This window comes from Paraglaciecola sp. (assembly GCF_039943935.1).
Lineage (GTDB): Bacteria > Pseudomonadota > Gammaproteobacteria > Enterobacterales > Alteromonadaceae > Paraglaciecola.
Map to the genome: position 1 here is coordinate 141,779 of NZ_JBDUZQ010000006.1, position 20,007 is coordinate 161,785.

Below are 20,007 nucleotides of genomic sequence, written 5' to 3' on the forward strand. Positions count from 1 at the left end.
ATTTACGTAGGATTAGAAAATTTCATTATTCTATTTCATCCAGACTTAGGTGATATTTAATTTGTGCGGCAATCCGTTCTACACTGCCATGGCCTTCTGCAATAAGCTCTTTGGCTCGATAAAACTCCATCATGCCAAAATCTCGAAGTTGAGGCTCAATTAATATATCTGGTGGATCTCCTGCAAGCCTAGAGCGAGTGACTCGTGCGGATAGGATATCTAAAGACCCAGTCATTGCATTAATGATTGACGGTGCAGGCGGCGCTTGAATATTTGTGAGTGCTATTTCTTGGTGTTCATCTTGTTTATCTAAAGCAGGTTCTAATATGTCCAAACACTCTTGAGTCAAACATGACTCTTGCGTATTGTCGTTAATGATATCGTGTTCCTCGACATTTTCACTACTGTTAGAGTCTTTCTTAAACCATTGTTGAATTTGTTTCTGACTACGTTTAAAAAAATCAGACGTTTTCCTTTGGTTATTACCGTGATCGACTTCTCTATTAGTAAGTGATTGAGGCCTAAAATCCGCACTAAGGTTAACGGCAATAACAAAGTCAGCACCTAGCATCCTACACATATTAACAGGAACTGGATTTACCACACCACCATCAACTAACCATCTATTGCCATGTAAAGTAGGAGGAAACAAGCCAGGAATCGAACAAGACGCTCTCACCGCGCTGACAACCGATCCAGACATAAAGTTAACTTCTCTACCACTGTATAAGTCAGTCGCAACAGCGGCAAAGGGTTTATTTAACTGTTCAAAGGTCTCACAGGTAAAATCTTCTTCAAGGGCGGTAAATACCTTTTGGCCACTCATTAAACCACCTTTATGAAATCCCACTCCCATTAGTGCGAATACTTGCCATTCTGTTAGGCTTTCTACCCATTCTGCAAGTTCTGAAAGTTTACCTGATGCATAAGAAGCACCAACATATGAGCCAATAGAGCACCCTGTTACGATATCAATTTTAATACCCATTTCTTCTAAAGCTTGAATCACTCCAATATGTGACCAACCACGAGCTGCGCCACTGCCTAAAGCTAATCCAATTTTCATCTCTATTTCCTTAAATATTTGTAATGGGCAGCTGATTAATCGAGCTTACTAATTGTTTCTTAGATGAAGTATCAGACAAGGTTTCCACGTTGGGCTCGTCAAATCCAATATTACCGTTGACATAAGGCATCTCTTGGATGCTTAAGTTTTCAAAATCAAAGTGATTATTGTCTGCTAAATGAGAAGGCACAACATTTTGCAATGCTCTTGCCATATTCTCTATGCGCCCAGGGAATCTTTTCTGCCAATCATGCAGCATACTTTTAATCTTTTTCCGTTGTAGGTTTTCTTGAGAACCACATAAATTGCAAGGAATAATTGGAAACTGATTGTTGGCCGAATACTCACTTATATCTGCCTCAGTGCAATAGGCTAGGGGGCGAATAACTATATGCTTGCCATCATCACTAACAAGTTTTGGGGGCATAGATTTTAACTGGCCGCCATAAAACATGTTTAGCATTAATGTTTCTAACATGTCATCTCTATGGTGTCCTAAGGCAATCTTAGTGGCTCCTAATCTACTTGCGGTCTTATATAAAATGCCTCTACGTAAGCGAGAGCATAATGCGCAGGTAGTTTTACCTTCGGGGACTTTATCTACCACTATTGAGTAAGTGTCCTCTTCAACAATTTCGAAATCCACACCGATTTGACTAAGGTAATCTGGTAAAATATGTTCGGGAAACCCAGGTTGTTTTTGGTCCAAATTGACTGCGATTATACTAAAAGAAATTGGGGCAACTCTTTGTTTGTATAGCAGCACATCTAGCATAGTGTAGCTATCTTTTCCGCCTGAAAGGCACACCATTACTTTATCGCCTTCTTCGATCATATTGAAATCGGCTATCGCCTTACCAGTGAAGTGTCTGATACGCTTCTGATTCTTTTGAACGCTTGGATCGGATTTTAATTGTTGTGTTGACATTTGACTCATGAATTTATTACTTTCATTAAACTAGTAGTTTGAATTTAGGTGGTTTTAAATGAATTATACCTTATATTTGCTAGCTATCTAAGAGGGGAAGTGTGGTGCTGTTAGAATCATAATACGGCCTAGAGCTTTTATTGAAGCTCTAAGCCCGATGTGCTGTTTTAGGAGGTTTATCTAAGGCGAGTCTAACTTAATTGGAGATTCAAACCTATCAGGCTTAATGGCCAATACATCACAATTTAACCTATCGATGACGTGTTCAGCTGTATTCCCGATAAGTGCAGCAGAAATACCTTGTCTACCAACGGTGCCAAGTACGACTAATTCGGCGTCAAGTTTGGAGGCACAATCAGGGATTACATCTTCTGGCAACCCCATACCTACGTGACATTGCTCACTAGGTATTTGATATTCTTTACCATGTTTTACCATACAGTCTTCATGATATATCTTGACAGTTTCTTGATGTTTTGAAGGATCAAAATTAGGAATGTTTACAACTATATTAATAGGCGTACTAGGGTAAGCATTCACTAAATATACATCTGAAGCTAATAAACATCCAAAGCTATTGGCATGTTTAGTAACCTGATTATTGAGAGATATATGGTCATCATCATCTGCCCCTACATTTATAGCTGCGATTATTTTTCCACCTTTAGGCCAGTCGTGTTCTTTAACTAATAGTACTGGAACAGGGGCTTTTCGCATAATGTGCCAATCAGTGGGAGTAAATATAACTGACTCAAGGGTATCATGTTGTTGCGTCCCTTTAACGATTAGGTCATGTCCATTTTTTAAAACTTCGTGAATAATGCTTTCGTAAGGGCGGTTATGCCAGATAATTTTTATATCAACTTTCACAAACTCACGTCCTAACGTTTTAGCTACTAAATTTTTGAGCCAATCAGTACGATCATCAACCACAGCCTGTCGCATATTTTCTCGTTCATCCATAGACAACATTGTTGTCATTTCATATGCGAAATCATATATGCACAGAAAAGCTGTAATACTTGCTTGATTCATGCGTGCAATTTCAAGGGCCCGTGAAAGAGACTTCTGCTGCTCTGAATCTGGTTCTATCACCGCTAAAATTTTATTGTATTGCATTGGCTTACCTCTCAAATTGAAAAAGTTAACACTTAATCAGTTTATGAAAATAAGTTTAATACTGCCAACTAATTAGCTAAAGAGTAGTTAGTTATCTTAAAGAATTTTTGAAAGTTAAATATAGTTGAAACAGCGCAAAGAATAACAACAAGATACCCATAAATTTTTTAGTTAATGGATGCTGTAGGTATGCTTTTGATTTTTCGAAACCAAGGGCCATTAGAAGCATAATGGGTAAGGTTCCAAGCCCAAAGCCAAGCATTATTTGAGCTCCGTTTAATGCAGAACCACTTGCCAATGACCAAGTAAGTACAGAGTACACTAATCCACATGGCAACCAGCCCCAAATAGCACCATAAGGCAATGCGTGAAGCGGGCCTTTAAAAGGTAATATTTTTTTTGACCAAGGTTGAAGCAAACGCCAAAACTGCCTCCCAATAGCCTCTACTTTTGTTAGACCGTGCCACCAACCACCAATGTATAAAGCCAATATGACTAAAAACACACTACTCATAAATTGCAGAATGACGATGCCTTGGTCAATTTGTTGGGATACAATCTGTCCTAACCAGCCCGTTAACGCGCCAGCTATAGTGTAGCTGGCAATTCTGCCTAGATTATAAGTAAGCGAATAAAGTCTGGTGGAACCACCTTTAGGAATGGCATATGAAAACGCCCCAACAATACCGCCGCACATACCTACACAATGTACTCCTCCAGCCAAGCCTATTACTAATGCAGAAAGAAACGACAGATCATTCATGATTATCTAAATTAGAAGGAGGGGGATTTTGTTTATGTTTGGGCAAGTCATCGTCAAATAAGATGCTACTGCCGTGTCTCTCTAGATCATCAAACTGATTTGATTTCACAGCCCAAAAAAAGACTAATACTGCTATACAAACCAGTAGAATAGCGATGGGGATCAACACATAAATAATACTCACTAAACACCTTCCATTATTTTAAAAGTCTGATTGAGTTGATAACCACAATTAAGGAGCTAAGAGACATACCAATGACCGCCATCCAGGGTGTTAATACCCCAGAGACAGCAAGGGGTAAAACTAAAATATTGTATCCAATGGCCCATCCGATATTCTGTTTGATTTTATTTTTGCATCGACGCGCAATATTAAATACTAAATTTATTTTATCGAGTGAATTGTCAAGTAATACAATATCAGCTGACGACTTGGCCAAATCTGAGCTTACGCCTAATGTTACGGAAACATCGGCCTGTGCTAATACAGGTGCATCATTGATACCATCACCGACCATAAGCACAGTATGACCATGAGACTGTGCATGTTTAATGACAGCCAGCTTTTCTTCGGGTGAATGTTTTGATAACCAATTCGGAATATTCAATGTTTTAGCCACCGAACTTACCGTAGCTTCTCCATCACCACTGATTAACGTAACCTTTTTACTGTTAAAACCCTCTACAATTCCAGCTGTACTTGAGCGTATTCTATCGGTTAATGTAAAGCCACAAAGTAGTTCCGTGTCTGATTCTAAAAATACGTTACAGGCTTCCATTGATAGTGGAATAGAGTGCTTCATATAAGAGTCTGAGCCCAATTTATATTCAATATTATTGATAGTGCCTTTTAAGCCTTTACCTATGACTGAAGAGACATTTTCTACAGGGTAAGGGCGCTTAATTCCATCAAAGGCTCTGGCAATAGGATGCTCAGAATATTGCTCTAAACAAGCGGCTATTTGGAAACAAAAGTCCTCTGTTTTATCAGAAATATTGACCCATTTAGCAAGCGAAAACTTTCCTTCTGTTAATGTGCCAGTTTTATCAAACCCAATCCAGTCAACGGTAGAAATTTGTTCCAAAGCGTCCGCCCGTTTTAATAATACGCCTTTGCTATTTAAATGAGCTACAGCACAGGATAAGGCAGATGGTGTGGCTAATCCTAAGGCACAAGGGCAAGTTGCAATCAGTACTGCAATCATATGCCAAAGAGCTTCCTCTGCATCTATTTGAGACCAGACCAAATAAGTGATGGCTGAAATCACTAATACTGCTGCTACAAAGTATTGAGAAAAACGGTCAGCTAAACCAGCAATCTTAGGTTTATTAGCTAGGGCTTGATTTTGTAACTGATTAATTTGATTCAGGACTGAATGTTTTAAAACACTGGTTACTTGGATCGTTAATGTGCCTAGTTGGTTAACCGTACCAGCGTAAACACTTTCACCTTTAGTTTTGCTGACAAGCTCAAATTCGCCCGTTAACATGGCTTCGTTAAGCTGGCCTTTGCCTTCAATAATAACCCCATCTATAGGTACTAGGTCACCGGCCTTAACAAAGACTAGCTGCTCTAATTTCAAAGATTTAGCTAGTACGGGTCGGAGTTGTTTGTTTTCAACTAAATTTGCCATAGTGGGCATATATTCAAGCATGTTAGCGGATAGTTGTGAGGCTTTGTAACGTGCACCATGTTCCAAATACCGACTTATCAGTAATAAAAATACGAACATACAGAGTGATTCAAAATAAGTTTGACCGTTATTTTGAAGGGTAGCGAGTACGCTACTTAGATAAGTTAAAGATAATGCAATACTGACTGGCACGTCCATATTTACAGTTCTTGCTTTTAAAGCTCTAATAGCACCCGCGTAAAATCCTGATGCAGAGTACATAAGTACAGGTGTACTCAACAACAAACTTACCCAATTGAAATATTGCTTTGTTTGAGCATCAATATGACCGAATAAGTCAAAAAACACTCCTATATTTAGCATCATAACTTGCATAGTCATTAAACCAGCCAAACCTAGTTTTTTCAAAAATGCCTGATTCTCTTGCTTATAAGATGCTTCGTGCTGTTCAGGTTGAAACGGCTTACCATGATAACCAATGTTTTCTATATGTTTTAAAATGGTACTTAGTTGCAGCAAGTTACTGTCCCAACTGACAGTGGCTCTCCTTGCTGATACATTTACAGCAATCTGCATTATGCCTTTCAACTTTGCAAGTTGCTTTTCTATTAGCCAGCCACACGCCGCGCAATTAATACCACTAATGGTCAATTGAATTTCATGGGCATTATTGTTTTTACCAACAAACTCACTAAGTATGAGGTCATCATCAAATATGGATAGTTTTTCGAGAATATCTTGGCTGTCTTCTGAGGCTTTATCTGCAAACTCACTTCGGTAGTGATAGTAATCCTCTAGACCATTTTCTACAATTGATTCAGCGACAGCTAAACAGCCTGGACAGCAAAATGTTTTTTGTTGTCCCATAACTAACGCTTCAAATTGGCTGCCTTTGGGTACATCTAGGCCACAGTGAAAACACTTAACTTCCATACAATTAAGGGTTTAACTCAAAAGGTTGTCCAATAGGAAGAGATACAACTTTTTGGATTTTCCAATCCTCATCTAACGGTTGCAAACTAATTTGCCACTTTCCTGAAACATCAACCTCAAGTGGTGAGCGATACACACCTTTTGCGTCTCTTAACAAAGTCACCGAAAAATCTTTGTAATCTTGGGTAGAGTGAAAGAAGTTAAGTGTTAACACTTCCCCCTTACTAGGTGCCCCTGATACAAAGCTAATAGCTACATATTCAGCAGAAATTTTAACCGATGTTTGAATATTAAGGTCTTTGGCTTTTTGTACCTTTTGAAACTTTAAATTAATGCCTTTGCCTTCTTTATAGTAATCATCGACTACCATGCTGTCTTCTGAAGTAAAAGCCAATCTCATCATAGTAAAGCTTAAGACCATTGAGGTTAGAGGAACAAATATTAAAAACCAAGGCCAAAATTGTTTATACCAAATTTTTGTAGGTGTAGATTGCATCTAGTTAGGGTGCTCTATGTTTAAATTACAAAATAAAAAGCCCCTGCATTTACAGGGGCTCTTATTATAACTGAATGTGCCTATTTGTCTTGAGACAAGCTATATACATATGCAGCGACTAAATGGATCTTCTTTTCACCTAAGGTATTTTTAAAGGATGGCATTACACCATTTCTACCGTAGGTTAAGGTTTCAGTAATTGTTTTCTCAGTACCACCATACAACCATGTTTGATCGGTTAGGTTAGGGGCACCAAATGCGTAATTACCTTTACCATCTTGACCATGACATGCCGCACAAATTGCAAACCTAGCTTCACCAGCATCAACCAAGTCTTGGTCGAGCTCTGGTCTGTTACTAAGGCTAAGTACATAAGAAACTAGTTCTTTTATCCCTTGTTCACCCATAGCATCTAGCTGGGCGGGCATTAATGCTTGCCTACCATTGATGAGAGTTTCAGTGATTTTTTCAGGTGTACCACCATACAGCCAATCGTCATCAGTTAGGTTAGGGAAGCCTCTTTGACCACGCGCATCAGAACCATGGCACTGTGAACAATTTTGACTAAACAAACGTTGTCCAATTTTAAGAGCTTCAGGATCCTTAGCTAAATCTTTAATCGGCTGTTTGTAATAGCCATCAAAGATAGGAGCGTAAAGCTCGTTAGCAAATGCAACTTCTCTATCATATTGGCTAATTACACCATTGTCTCTAACCAGCTCGACAGCGGCACGTGACTCTTCTAAAGAAAGGATTTTTTGATTTGAGCTTTGCCAATTCAATAAGCCCTTAAAGCTCCCTAAGCCAGGGTAAAGAGCCAAATAAATCAATCCCCAAGCGATACATATGTAAAATAAATATGTCCACCACTTTGGTAATTGATTGTTAATTTCGATAATGCCATCAAATTCATGATGCATATCTTCGCCTTCTTCGATACCTGTTTTATTAGACAGACACCAACGTAACAAAAGAAAACAACCTAAAATCGAACCCAGTGTTATAACTGAAATCCAGATACTCCAAAAACTACTCATCTACTTTAGACTCCCGATTTATTTGTTGGGGTTCATTATCAAAAATTAGCTTTTCAGCTTCGTCAAAGCTGGCTTTTGATTTTTTACTATACGCCCACCAAACTATTCCTATAAAACAAACAAACACTAACACTGTATAGATACTGCCACTCATAGCGTAATCCATATTATTTCAACGCCGTGCCAAGAGATTGTAAATATGCAATTAGGGCTTCCATTTCTGTCTTACCTTTCACTGCGTTTTTTGCACCAGCAATATCTTCGTCTGTATAAGGAACACCAAAATCTCTAAATACTGATAGTTTTTTCGCTGTTAATTCACCATCTAAAGTATTTTCCATTAACCAAGGAAACCCGGGCATATTTGATTCAGGAACAACATCTCTTGGATTGATTAAATGAACCTGATGCCAAGCATCACTGTAACGCCCACCTACACGAGCTAAGTCAGGGCCAGTTCGTTTAGAGCCCCATAAAAATGGATGCTCCCATACTGACTCTCCAGCAACAGAGTAGTGACCATAACGTTCAGTTTCTGCTCTAAAAGGACGGATCATTTGGCTATGACAACCAACACATCCTTCGCGGATGAAAATATCACGTCCTTCCATCTGTAATGGCGTATAAGGTGTTAATCCATCTACCGGCGTCATAGTTTGTTGTTGAAACATAAGCGGTGTTATTTGTGCCATCCCTCCTAAACTAATCGCTACTAGTATAAGTATGGCCAGAAGGCCGACATTTTTTTCAATTATTTCATGTGCATTTTTCATCGATAGACTTCCTTACACCGCTTGCGCTTCAGGCTCTATCGCCTGTTCTTTACTATCACTTTTAATGGTTCTGTAGACGTTGTAAGCCATGATCAACATACCAATCACCACTAACACCCCACCTAAGAATCGAACAAAGTAGAATGGTTTTGAAGCCTCGAGAGACTCAACAAAACTGTAGGTTAGGGTACCGTCATCATTAATTGCACGCCACATTAAACCTTGAAGTACACCTGACATCCACATGGCTACTATGTATAACACCACGCCAACAGTAGCAAACCAGAAATGTACGTTAATCAACTTTATGCTGTACATTCTTGGTTTATCGAATAACACCGGGATGAGATGATAAATTGAACCTATGGATACCATGGCAACCCAACCTAAGGCTCCCGAGTGAACATGACCAATAGTCCAATCAGTATAATGAGATAATGCATTGACTGTTTTGATAGCCATCATAGGCCCTTCAAAGGTAGACATACCGTAGAAAGATAAAGAAACAACCAAGAAACGTAAAACTGGGTCAGTTCTCAACTTATGCCATGCACCAGATAACGTCATGATGCCGTTAATCATACCGCCCCAAGATGGAACAAATAGAATAATAGACATAGCCATACCTAGTGACTGAGTCCAGTCTGGAAGGGCAGTGTAATGTAAATGGTGAGGTCCGGCCCAAATGTACAATGAAATAAGAGCCCAAAAATGTACTACAGATAATCGATACGAATAGACAGGGCGTCCAGCTTGTTTAGGTACAAAATAATACATCATGCCTAAGAAGCCAGCAGTTAAGAAGAACCCAACTGCATTATGTCCGTACCACCATTGAATCATTGCATCTACCGCACCAGCATAAATCGAGTAGGACTTAGTTAATGAGACTGGAATAACCATGCTATTGGCAATATGCAAAACCGCAACGGTGATCATGAACGCACCAAAAAACCAGTTTGCTACATAGATATGAGAAACCTTGCGAATTATCATGGTTCCGAAGAAGTTAATTATATAGGACACCCAAACTAATGCTAAAAGAATATCAATTGGCCACTCTAGCTCTGCATATTCTTTTGAACTTGTAAGACCCATAGGTAGCGTGATCACGGCTAAAACAATAACCGCTTGCCATCCCCAAAAAGTAAATGTAGCAAGCTTATCGCTGAATAACCTCACATTAGATGTTCGCTGAACCACATACAGAGATGTAGCGAATAATGCACACCCACCAAAAGCAAAAATTACTGCATTGGTATGTAATGGTCTTAACCTAGAAAAGGTTAACCAAGGCGTATCGAAGTTTAATGCAGGCCAATAAAGTTGAGCAGCAATAAACACACCCATTGCCATGCCTATAATGCCCCACACAACGGTCATCACCGCAAACTGCCGAATTACTTTATAGTTATATTCGGGATGTACTTGAATAGCTTCACTCATTTAATGAATCTTCCACTCTGTTAACATAAAATTTACTGGTTTTTTACAATTAAAATACAGCATAGTCTGATATTTGCCCAATTAGCTAAGCAATTGATATTTAGCTTAATATGATCCATAACCCTAAATATTCTAGGGATTTAATCACTAAAAAGAAAGATAAAACAGCCTTGCCAGCACTCTTTTTTTTTATCAAACTTAATTAGCTTTTTATTATACCTGTTGAGAAATTGTGAGTCGTACCTTTTTTAACCAAACATTGATCATCATCGCTATTATTTTAGTGGTTATAGGCTTTTTATTTAGTCTAAATACCACTTTAGGGCCAAATGAGACGGTGCAATGCAACTTAACTAAACAACAAAAATGTGAGTTAGTTAATATTGCGGAGTTTGTAACTGTTGAATTCTTACAAGATATAGAATTAGAAGAAGAGTTAAATTTACATATACTTACTAGCCCAACTTTGAAAATTAAGAAAATGTGGGTTCAGGGAGTAAATATGTATATGGGAAAAACTGCTGTACTTATTGATAATGTTAAAGAGACATCGTTCCAAAAATCATATCAAGGGGTGTTATTTTTAGGTGCGTGTAGCGAACCAAATATGAAGTGGCAATTGATTATACTCACAGAGAGTCAAGACAAAGGTGAGCAATCTTGGTTTTTCAACTTTGATACGTCCAGAAATTAAAAAAACCGGGTAAGTTATATATCCGGTTTTAGAGTAGGGGGCGTTGGTCTTAATTTAATTTACATTTGAGATTGTAAATAGTTAGATAACCCTAGGCGTTTGATCAAACCAATTTGTTGCTCTAACCAATGCGCGTGGTCCATTTCTGTATCGTCCAATAAAACCAATAACATATCTCTAGTAACGTAATCTTGCTCAGCCTCACATAAGCTAATAGTATCTTTCAATGCTTGTGCAACAACATACTCGACTCTTAAGTCACTTTCTAACATGCTTGGAACATCAGTGCCTATGACTAACCCATCTCGCTTAGTCATGTCGGGCACACCTTCTAAAAACAACATACGTTCTATTAATTTAGTAGCGTGGCCTTTTTCATCATCAAACTCATGGGAGATACGTTCATAAAGCTTTGTTAGTCCCCAATCTTGATACATTTCTGAGTGAATAAAGTACTGGTCCATGGCCGCTAATTCAAAAGCCAATAAGGAATTAAGCTTATCAATAATAATTTGTTTACCTTGCATACTAATCTTCCTCTAACTGGCTTTGTAAGTAGTTTTCAATACCCATATGTTTAATCTGATATTGCTGAGTTTCTATCCAATCAATGTGATCTTCTTCATACTTTAATATCTCTTCAAATAGATCTCTAGATACAAAATCTTGGAGTTCCTCACATAAGCTAATGGCTTTTTTCAATAAAGGAATTTGTGATTGCTGAAAAGTCATATCACAACTCAGCATCTCAGTGGTTTCTTCACCAATCATTAGTTTTCCTAACAATTGTAAATTAGGGATACCTTCTAAAAACAACACTCGCTCGATCAACTCATCGGCTTGTTTCATATCTTTAATTGATTTTTTATAGGTACGTTTACTTAGGTTTTCAAACCCCCAGTTTTTGTACATCTTTGCATGCAAGAAATATTGGTTAATTGAAGTCAATTCAAAGGTCAATACTTCGTTAAGTGCACTAATTACCTGTTTGTCACCTTTCATAAAAATGTTCCATAACAATATCTGATTTTTGGATTATAGTATGCACTACTTTGAAATACCAATTAAAATTAAAAAAAACCTTTATAAAACAATGATATACACAGTGATAATGATTCTCGTTTTTAATCTTTTTCAACAGTGTTTATAGTGGGTAGTAGTCTTAAGCTTTCTTCAGCAAAACCCATACCTGCTTCAGTGAAAAAGTTAAAAACCTTATCAGAACCAGCATCTAATAATGGTTGAATTTCGTCCTCATAGCGGGCTATAGACGCTATTTTCCCAATATAATTTGCATGTTTTAATTGCTCGGTAATATTACATATGTCCTCAATTGAAGGTAAAGCTAACAACACAAGTTCTATATTGCTTAGGTCCATATTCTCCCAAAGATCAACATCTTCACCATCACCCACCATAGCTTGAAAGCCCTGTTCTTTAAGTCGTCTAATCCTAATGGGGTCTGCATCCATTCCCCATACTTTGCCACCTACCATTGAATTTAAAGATGAGTATGCACCTTTCCCAACTCGACCTAAGCCTACTACTATAATCTGTGCACCTGCTGGTTGAACATAGATATCCTCTTTTAGTCTGACCGGTTTTTCGAAATGTTTGAGGGCTTCTTTATACCTAGTATATTGATTATGAGATGTTTTATAAACTAGGCCCGTGACGACAAAAGAGAATGATACAGCTAGCGCAAATATGACCAACCAATGTGCTGCTAACCAACCAAGGCTAACCAATAGTGCAACAACTATAAGACCGAACTCACTATAATTTGACAGAACGAGACTTGCTAGATAACTCGTTCTAGCTCTTAGTTTAAGCATAAGGAACAGTTTGAAGAAAATTACGAACTTGATCGGTATGAATAGACATAGTAAAAGTGCTGTAATTAGCAAATCTAAGGTGGGTAGGGCACTGAAACCAATTGTTAAGAAAAAACCAATTAAAAACAGGTCTTTAAAGCTCATTAAGGCCTTCGACATTTCTGCAGATTTTACGTGGGTGGCAATGATCATTCCTATGACTAACGCCCCCAAATCGCCTTTAATTCCAACTAACTCAAATAACTGATAGCCCCCCAAGGCCAACATGAACCCAGTCAAAACTAATAACTCACCATGGCCTACTATTTCTAGTATTTTCGCCCATAGAGGCTTAATGAAAAATAAAACAATTAACAGAGGCGCCCATACTGTAGGGGCTTTTCCTGTTGCAATTACTAAAAAAAGCACAGCTACTATATCTTGCATAACCAAGACACCAATGGCTAACTTACCGTGTCGCGTCCTAATTTCACCACTTTCTTCTAATATCTTGACTATGCAGACAGTGCTACTAAAACTTAAAGAAAATGCTAGTAGGCAATGCGTATAGAAATCTAGGTCAGCAAAAACACTTAATCCAAAATAAGTTAAAGCGGTTAAAGTTAAATTAACAACAGTAACCCAAAGCAGAGTATGAGAAATACTGCCAAGCCAAACTTCTTTTTTTAGTAAATCCTGGACATTAAGTTTAAGGCCTATGCTGAATAACATTAATGTGATGCCTAAATTAGCAAGATTTTGAAGGTTGTCTGTAGATTCAAAACCTAGATAATTTAAAACAAATCCAGCGGCTAAGTAACCTATAAGAGTGGGTAAACCTAAAAGTTTTGCGCCAAAGCCACAAGCAAAGGCAAGAAGGATAAATGCAAATTCCATAGCACCAATAAAAAGAGTTAGGTAAAAAATCTATGGTAATGCTTTTCGCAAGGAATGTCAGAAGCTTTATTGTTATTAATTAAGCTAACTGATACTGTGATCAGTGCTCACACATTAACCCAGTAGCGCAAAGTCATTAAAGAGTATTTTGTGGCGACTTCAAATTCCATAGTGGCGGTGACTAAGTTAGTAATGGAACATGTATAATACATCTAATTTAACATAATATACATTATAGGAACTTAAGTGTATATGTAGCACATAGGTCAATGATGCTTATATTGGCATAGCTGTACCTTGTTAATTCAATAATGTTATCAACTAAATACATGTGGCTATATCTTTAGCAACACGTATTAATGTTTAAGTATATGTACAGAGTTAGAAACCTGTGGAGTTTCAAATATAAGTGTATCGAGCATGACGATTAAATAGATTTTATCGCCAGCAAGATCCCATACATTATTGGTTGATGCACTAAATAAATAATTAATGAGTGCCGGCCTAACATTCCTAACTTTTTGAATATGTAATGTTCAGGAAGTTTTATTGAAAACATATGTTTATGCATCACAAATATCCCTATTAACACGACCCCTATCCAGGGTATCAAGCTTGCGAGATCTACTGTTTTCTTAGGTATGCCAATATTAGATACCGACCAACGCCATATTGGCTCCATCGTTAGCCAGCCTAAACTGTAAAGGAGTATAACCAAAATACCAACGATGACTGAAATTGTGGGTCTTCGAACAAACAACACTGATATTGGTAACGCTACTGCTATTAAATGAATAATGCCAAAATAGACCCAAGTTGTTGGATACATAAACACACTACTAATAGTTAAGAATACAGCAACTAAAATAAGCTTACAGGTGGCATTAGCTAATTTACTTACATTAATGTGTTTGTGATATGCCAAATAACTGCTCATACCTACAGCAAGCAAAAATGAACTAACAATAATCGCTCTAAAGATTCGCCACTCAATATCTTGGCCTGTATTAAAAGACGCCCATCCGAAAGTGGCCAAATCGTAACAGAAATGGAAAATAACCATTAAAACAATGGCGAAGCCTCTTAATACATCAACTTCAAAGCATCGACATACTCTATTTTCAGTTAAGCTCATGTTATTATTAGTTATTATTATCTTTCAGCCATTCATTTAATAACTTAATTTGGCCACATTTATAAGCCGCATAGGTTATGCGTAACGAGTTGGACAATATCTCACTATCAGTCCATCCCGTTTTTTCAGATATTTCGTTATAACAAAACTTGGCATTAGGTGTCACGTATCCACGTACCTGTTTATTACCTTTTTCTTTCTGTCGATCTCGAAAACGTTTTTGTTTTTCTGCATTTGCATTAGGTTTAAATTTGTTCATTGCGGCCTTATTGCTGTCTTTTATGCTTTTTACATCTAAAATTGATAAAAAGTATAAGTTTTTGACTGTTCAGAGTTGTTTAGCTTACAAGTGTTCGCTAAATTACTCTCTAAAATAATTTAGGCAAGTATATAGAATGACAATACAACAAAATAGTTTCACGAGAGAAGAACTTTTAGCCTGTAGCCAAGGTGACTTATTTGGACCAGGTAATAGTCAGCTCCCCGCCCCTAATATGTTAATGATGGATAGAATTGTAGAAATACATGAAACCGGTGGAGAGTTTGATAAGGGTTACATTGAAGCTGAATTAGATATCACCCCTGACCTTTGGTTTTTTGAATGCCACTTTCCTGGTGACCCTGTAATGCCAGGTTGCTTAGGGTTAGATGCCATGTGGCAATTAGTTGGATTTTTCTTGGGCTGGTCTGGTGGTCCAGGTAAAGGGCGAGCACTAGGCGTTGGTGAAGTTAAATTTACAGGACAGATTTTACCTACAGCAAAGAAAGTTACATACCGTATTGACTTAAAACGTGTCATAAAGCGTAAATTATTTATGGGTTTAGGTGATGGTACAGTTGCGGTTGATGGGCGTGTTATTTACCAAGCTAAAGATTTAAAAGTAGGTTTATTTCAAGATACCAGTAATTTTTAATTAGAATTGTTTTCTCAAATAATAAAGCCCCATACGGGGCTTTTTTTATTTGATTAGTCCTAGATTTCTATCTCCAATGGCTTCTCGCCAGCCGCCTAACCACTCCGACCTCACTTCTGAACTTTGGAACGGACAATTATCTTTTGAACGCCCTGCAATACCTGCTTGGTAACCTTTGGAATGTGCTCTGGAAAGTCTATCTCTTTTCTGTCTTTTCATTGAGTTCTCTCTTTGGGTTTTAGGATGTGATGGCAGTTCTCTCGAACTACACCGTAGTGATAATAGAAATTAGGATTAGGTTCAATACTAAACTTTACGTTTTATTTGGTATTGCTGTTAACTTATTGAGATGTCAGTTTATTTAGTAATAAACCAATTTTTTCTAAAAAATAAATTTTTAAATGAATTCTATATATAGGCTTATTTATGTTCTCTCATAAAATTTAGACATAAAAAAACCGCTTTTCTAAAGTAATTCACTTTATCAAGCGGCTTTCAAACTAAATACGTTTACTGTTTAGTTAACCGACGCCACATTAGCAACATTCCAGAAAACAATAATAGCCAGCTTATTGAGGCTCCTTGACGTGGCCTAACAACCTCTTCTTGAGGCACTTCACAGATATCAACATCACCACCTTCAATAGGTATTAATTTAACAGCTGCTACGGTATCTACCAATACTTCGTTACCAGCAGAGTCAATGACTAGCTCTCCTCTCGAATCACGTAAAGGCGCTAGGTAAAGGGCAGTGGCAGCAATTTCGTCATTATCGTTTATGCTATTGGCTTGGACTATTGTGTATTTAGAATCACAATCTATTAAGTCCCCTATTCTATTAAACTCTTTTACATTGTGGTCATATAGAAAGCCTTCAGAGCGCCTTTGTCCTAGTGATGCGTCAACTTCACCAAAACCCACCACTAAATTATTATTGTTAATATCCAATGCATTACTTTCAGAGCCCAAGAAAAAATCTTCTGGAAATTCTAATTCACCTAAATTGATATCATAAACAAAAAACTTTTCTCTGGTTACACCATTAATTCTCTGATTTTGATAGCCAACTACCAGATTGTTGTTATTTATATCTGTAGCTGAACTAATCGTTGGTGTAGTTGCTGCAACAGAAATATCGGGGTTTGGTGTCAGGTTTAATACTTCATCACCGTTAAAAACAACTCCGTACGTTCGAATGACTGTAGCATTACTCGTGGTATATTCCCCTTGAGACTCACCAACAGCAATTCCATTATCATTTATAGCGACAGCTCGGCTGGTATAGCTCCCAGTATCTTCAGCTTCTGGTTCGAACAAAATACCTAATTCAGTGGTATCTAATAGGTTACCTTCACCATCAAGCTCCCAAATTAAGCCCCTCAATTGAGATGCTCCATTCAAGTTAGCCGTAAGTGATGCCGCTAGACTTGATATACATGACTCATATGGAATGTCACCTCTTAAGTCTTCGTCTTCACAACTTTCTTCTGCAAACTCAAATGTGTCGGTCAAATACTCAGTCGTACCAATCCCCACGACTTGGTTGCTTTCATTAATACCATAGGCTTCACTATAACCTCCGGCAAAATCTTCTGGCGGTGGTAATTCCGTTGTTTGGCCGTTGCGGGATACAAAACCTCTTATGCCAAACTCATTTACAATGAAAGTAGTCTCTGTCCCACTTTCAAATTGATAATCAATCTTAGAAAAATACCCTTGGCTACTTCCTACTGTAAACTCTGAATTATTTATATCACGTGTATTAACAGTAGAACTCAAGGTGTAGTCACCATCTGCTGATGCCTGTTGGTCAAAAACTGGGATGTAATCAGTTTCATCTTCAGATGCTTGATAGCTTATGGTTTCAGCTATTTGTTGAATGAACTGGGAACCTTGTTGGAGTCTAATGTCGGCGAGTAAAATTTCGTAATCTGTATCATTAATATTACCAACACTTGCCGCTTCTGGGTCTGTCAAAACTAAAGAACTAAAGTTTAGTAAATCTACATCAATTGGAATGTTATAAGGGAGGTTTACATTAACGGAAATTTCCCCGTCGTCATTAATGGCACTCGGAAAGCTATTACGGCCTTCGTTTGCTACATCTAATTCAACCACTTTGTATTTAGCGGCTTCTACTGAACCTATTGATAAAAGAGCTATAGATAATGCTACAGCCAGCCTTTTTTTAATCATGTAATATCCTGCTTACTGCTTATGTTTTATTCGAGCATGCCTTCGATTTCGTCCCATCTGTCATAAGATTGAGTGAGTACTGTTTGTATCTCATTCAATTCATTCAATACGGGATCGGTTACGGTTGCATCTTGTTTGAAAAATTCAGCGTTATTTACTTTTGCTTGTAAACTTTCAATCTGGTTTTCCAAGGATTCAATTTTTAAAGGTAACGATTCTAATTCATGTTGAAGCTTATATGATAGCTTTTTAGTACTTGCTTCTTTGGTCTTCGTTTTTTGACTCTTAGTTTCTGATTTAGTTTCAGCTTTTGAATTTTTATTGCTCGCTAATTGTTTATACCAATTGGAAATATCGGTACAGCCACCAACAAACTCCTTAACTATGCCATTACCTTCAAAAAAGTAACTTGAGGTTACTACGTTATCTACAAACTCCCTATCATGACTCACCAAAACCACAGTACCGGGGTAATTTGCAATTGTATCTTCTAATAATTCTAACGTTTCTACATCTAGGTCGTTGGTTGGCTCATCAAGTATTAATAAGTTGCTTGGTTTCAGCATCAGTTTAGCTAAAAGTAAGCGGTTTTTTTCTCCTCCTGATAAGGATTTAACGGGAGAATTTACTCGTTCTGGGGTAAATAGATAGTCTTGAAGGTAACTCATGACATGTTTAGTTCGCCCATTTAACGTCACTTCACGTTTGCCGTCTGCAATACAATCAATAACCCTTAATTCACCATCAAGTTGGTCTCTATGTTGGTCAAAATATGCAACTTCAATGTTCGCCCCAGACTTTACAATGCCTGATGTCGGTTTTAACTCTTCAAGGAAAAGTTTTATTAACGTACTTTTACCACAACCATTTGGGCCTACTAACGCAAGTTTTTCGCCGCGCATTATTGTAGTCGTTAATGATTCAACAATTAATTTATCTGCGATTTTGTAATGGAGAGCTTCAGTTTCAAACACAATTTTGCCAGAGCTCTTAGATTCGCTAACACTCACTTTAGCGCGCCCCAATTTATTTGCTCGTTGAGAATGCTCTAAACGTAAGGCTTTAAGTGCCCGCACCCGGCCTTCGTTTCTCGTCCTACGGGCTTTAATCCCCTGTCTTATCCAAGTCTCTTCTTGGCTTAATTTCTTATCAAATAGGGCATTTTGCGCTTCTTCAACTTCTAAATCATGGGCCTTTTGTTCAATATAAGCTTGGTAGCTTCCTGGGTAACTAACTAAGTTTCCTCTGTCTAAATCAATAATCCTACTGGCAACTTTACGAATAAATGCTCTATCATGACTAACAAAGACAACTGCGCCTGAGTAACTAGCTATAGCTTCTTCAAGCCATTTAATCATATCAATATCTAGGTGGTTAGTAGGCTCATCAAGTAACAACACATCTGGTTCACTCGCCATAGCCTTCGCTAACGCAGCTTTTCTTCTCCAACCACCTGATAAATCACTTAGTTGTTGTGTTGGATCTAGTTGTAACTTGGTTAATACCTGTTGTATTTTTTGCTCAAATTGCCAACCATTGTGATGGTCAATTTTGTGTTGCAAGGTCTCTAACTTTTGCAAGTTAGCATCTGAAGGATCTTCAGCTACTAAATCAGCAGTCTGAAAATATTCTTTTAAATATTGCCCTACTTCGGCCAATCCCTCAGAAACATAATCAAACAATGAGCATTGTACACTCGATGGTGGGTCTTGTGGCAAACGTGAAATTTTCACATCACCATTAACTATGCGCTGACCATCATCTAATTTAATCTCACCTTCAATCACTTTAAGTAAAGTTGATTTACCACAACCATTGCGCCCAACAAGACACAACCTTTCACCTGGTTGAATAACTAACTCGATACCATTTAACAATGGTGGATGGCCTAGAATGATACTGGCATTTTTTAATTGAAATAAACTCAAGATAAAAACTCTACTAATTGTTCTTTATTAAACGGCCAAGGCAATTCTTGTTCGTTCTCTTTATTAAATAACACCGGAATTCTGGCTCCATACATGTGATATAAGTTTGTACTTGAACGCACATCAACTTTAGTTGTCTGCGCTAATACAGATGGAGATACTTCTTTAAGTAAAGACTCGGCTTGATCGCACAAGCAACATTCTTTACCTGAATAAAAAACTAATGTCATAAGG

The 20,007-nt window shown here is 37.7% G+C and carries 22 protein-coding genes; 2 read left to right on the top strand and 20 right to left on the bottom strand.

Annotated features, from left to right (window positions below; all coding sequences use genetic code 11):
• Nucleotides 1-25 precede the first annotated feature (25 nt).
• From ABJD71_RS04120 to ccoN, 11 genes are all read right to left on the bottom strand, one after another.
• Nucleotides 26-1,066 (bottom strand): patatin-like phospholipase family protein, encoded by a 1,041-nt coding sequence (locus ABJD71_RS04120; RefSeq protein ID WP_348164936.1) that lies wholly within the window; start codon nucleotides 1,064-1,066, stop codon nucleotides 26-28.
• A 10-nt stretch (nucleotides 1,067-1,076) separates the two neighbouring features.
• Nucleotides 1,077-2,003 (bottom strand): tRNA 2-thiocytidine(32) synthetase TtcA, encoded by a 927-nt coding sequence (ttcA, locus tag ABJD71_RS04125; protein WP_348164938.1) that lies wholly within the window; start codon nucleotides 2,001-2,003, stop codon nucleotides 1,077-1,079.
• Between the two features lie 171 nt (nucleotides 2,004-2,174).
• The gene (gene uspE / locus ABJD71_RS04130) at nucleotides 2,175-3,113 is read right to left on the bottom strand and encodes a universal stress protein UspE (protein ID WP_348164941.1); all 939 of its coding nucleotides are present in this window, start codon (nucleotides 3,111-3,113) and stop codon (nucleotides 2,175-2,177) included.
• A 91-nt stretch (nucleotides 3,114-3,204) separates the two neighbouring features.
• A complete protein-coding gene (locus ABJD71_RS04135; RefSeq protein ID WP_348164944.1) occupies nucleotides 3,205-3,876 on the bottom strand; it encodes a sulfite exporter TauE/SafE family protein in 672 nt (223 codons plus the stop codon).
• The gene (gene ccoS / locus ABJD71_RS04140) at nucleotides 3,869-4,060 is read right to left on the bottom strand and encodes a cbb3-type cytochrome oxidase assembly protein CcoS (RefSeq protein ID WP_348164947.1); all 192 of its coding nucleotides are present in this window, start codon (nucleotides 4,058-4,060) and stop codon (nucleotides 3,869-3,871) included. The genes ABJD71_RS04135 and ccoS overlap by 8 nt, the downstream gene beginning before the upstream one ends.
• A gap of 13 nt (nucleotides 4,061-4,073) precedes the next feature.
• Nucleotides 4,074-6,443: a heavy metal translocating P-type ATPase gene (locus ABJD71_RS04145; RefSeq protein WP_348164950.1), complete on the bottom strand. Its 2,370-nt coding sequence runs from the start codon at nucleotides 6,441-6,443 to the stop codon at nucleotides 4,074-4,076.
• 4 nt (nucleotides 6,444-6,447) lie between these two features.
• The gene (locus tag ABJD71_RS04150) at nucleotides 6,448-6,939 is read right to left on the bottom strand and encodes a FixH family protein (protein ID WP_348164953.1); all 492 of its coding nucleotides are present in this window, start codon (nucleotides 6,937-6,939) and stop codon (nucleotides 6,448-6,450) included.
• Nucleotides 6,940-7,019: 80 nt separating this feature from the next.
• On the bottom strand, nucleotides 7,020-7,976 hold the full coding sequence (gene ccoP, locus ABJD71_RS04155) for a cytochrome-c oxidase, cbb3-type subunit III (RefSeq protein WP_348164956.1): 957 nt from the start codon (nucleotides 7,974-7,976) through the stop codon (nucleotides 7,020-7,022).
• Nucleotides 7,969-8,142 (bottom strand): cbb3-type cytochrome c oxidase subunit 3, encoded by a 174-nt coding sequence (locus tag ABJD71_RS04160; protein ID WP_348164959.1) that lies wholly within the window; start codon nucleotides 8,140-8,142, stop codon nucleotides 7,969-7,971. Before ABJD71_RS04160 ends, ccoP begins: the two co-directional genes overlap by 8 nt.
• 1 nt (nucleotide 8,143) lies before the next feature.
• Nucleotides 8,144-8,749: a cytochrome-c oxidase, cbb3-type subunit II gene (ccoO, locus tag ABJD71_RS04165; RefSeq protein WP_348164962.1), complete on the bottom strand. Its 606-nt coding sequence runs from the start codon at nucleotides 8,747-8,749 to the stop codon at nucleotides 8,144-8,146.
• A 12-nt stretch (nucleotides 8,750-8,761) separates the two neighbouring features.
• Nucleotides 8,762-10,195, bottom strand: a complete 1,434-nt coding sequence (ccoN, locus tag ABJD71_RS04170) for a cytochrome-c oxidase, cbb3-type subunit I (protein WP_348164965.1) — start codon at nucleotides 10,193-10,195, stop codon at nucleotides 8,762-8,764.
• Between the two features lie 232 nt (nucleotides 10,196-10,427).
• Between ccoN and ABJD71_RS04175 the strand changes: the two genes are divergently transcribed.
• Nucleotides 10,428-10,889: a hypothetical protein gene (locus ABJD71_RS04175; protein ID WP_348164968.1), complete on the top strand. Its 462-nt coding sequence runs from the start codon at nucleotides 10,428-10,430 to the stop codon at nucleotides 10,887-10,889.
• A 59-nt stretch (nucleotides 10,890-10,948) separates the two neighbouring features.
• On the opposite strand, the gene bfr (ABJD71_RS04180) is transcribed toward ABJD71_RS04175, so the two are convergent.
• From bfr (ABJD71_RS04180) to ABJD71_RS04200, 5 genes are all read right to left on the bottom strand, one after another.
• Nucleotides 10,949-11,416, bottom strand: coding sequence for a bacterioferritin (gene bfr / locus ABJD71_RS04180; RefSeq protein ID WP_348164971.1), 468 nt, complete (start codon nucleotides 11,414-11,416; stop codon nucleotides 10,949-10,951).
• A gap of 1 nt (nucleotide 11,417) precedes the next feature.
• Nucleotides 11,418-11,891, bottom strand: a complete 474-nt coding sequence (gene bfr, locus ABJD71_RS04185) for a bacterioferritin (protein ID WP_348164974.1) — start codon at nucleotides 11,889-11,891, stop codon at nucleotides 11,418-11,420.
• A gap of 122 nt (nucleotides 11,892-12,013) precedes the next feature.
• Nucleotides 12,014-13,600 carry a cation:proton antiporter family protein gene (locus ABJD71_RS04190; protein ID WP_348164977.1) on the bottom strand — a complete coding sequence of 529 codons (1,587 nt, stop codon included), beginning with the start codon at nucleotides 13,598-13,600 and terminating at the stop codon, nucleotides 12,014-12,016.
• Nucleotides 13,601-14,027: 427 nt separating this feature from the next.
• Entirely contained in the window at nucleotides 14,028-14,735 is a 708-nt protein-coding gene (locus ABJD71_RS04195) for a heparan-alpha-glucosaminide N-acetyltransferase (RefSeq protein ID WP_348164981.1), read from the bottom strand.
• Nucleotides 14,736-14,742: 7 nt separating this feature from the next.
• Nucleotides 14,743-14,994 carry a hypothetical protein gene (locus ABJD71_RS04200; RefSeq protein WP_348164984.1) on the bottom strand — a complete coding sequence of 84 codons (252 nt, stop codon included), beginning with the start codon at nucleotides 14,992-14,994 and terminating at the stop codon, nucleotides 14,743-14,745.
• 136 nt (nucleotides 14,995-15,130) lie between these two features.
• On the opposite strand from ABJD71_RS04200, the gene fabA reads away from it, so the two are divergent.
• On the top strand, nucleotides 15,131-15,649 hold the full coding sequence (gene fabA, locus ABJD71_RS04205) for a 3-hydroxyacyl-[acyl-carrier-protein] dehydratase FabA (RefSeq protein WP_348164987.1): 519 nt from the start codon (nucleotides 15,131-15,133) through the stop codon (nucleotides 15,647-15,649).
• A gap of 45 nt (nucleotides 15,650-15,694) precedes the next feature.
• Here the strand turns inward: fabA and rmf are convergent, their stop codons facing one another.
• The 4 genes from rmf to ABJD71_RS04225 all read right to left on the bottom strand — a co-directional run bounded on the left by rmf (nucleotide 15,695) and on the right by ABJD71_RS04225 (nucleotide 20,003).
• Nucleotides 15,695-15,868, bottom strand: a complete 174-nt coding sequence (rmf, locus tag ABJD71_RS04210) for a ribosome modulation factor (protein ID WP_348164990.1) — start codon at nucleotides 15,866-15,868, stop codon at nucleotides 15,695-15,697.
• 291 nt (nucleotides 15,869-16,159) lie between these two features.
• Nucleotides 16,160-17,845 carry a DUF3466 family protein gene (locus ABJD71_RS04215; RefSeq protein WP_348164993.1) on the bottom strand — a complete coding sequence of 562 codons (1,686 nt, stop codon included), beginning with the start codon at nucleotides 17,843-17,845 and terminating at the stop codon, nucleotides 16,160-16,162.
• A 26-nt stretch (nucleotides 17,846-17,871) separates the two neighbouring features.
• A complete protein-coding gene (locus ABJD71_RS04220; RefSeq protein WP_348164996.1) occupies nucleotides 17,872-19,773 on the bottom strand; it encodes an ABC transporter ATP-binding protein in 1,902 nt (633 codons plus the stop codon).
• Nucleotides 19,770-20,003: a glutaredoxin family protein gene (locus ABJD71_RS04225; RefSeq protein ID WP_348164999.1), complete on the bottom strand. Its 234-nt coding sequence runs from the start codon at nucleotides 20,001-20,003 to the stop codon at nucleotides 19,770-19,772. Before ABJD71_RS04225 ends, ABJD71_RS04220 begins: the two co-directional genes overlap by 4 nt.
• Nucleotides 20,004-20,007: the final 4 nt, after the last annotated feature.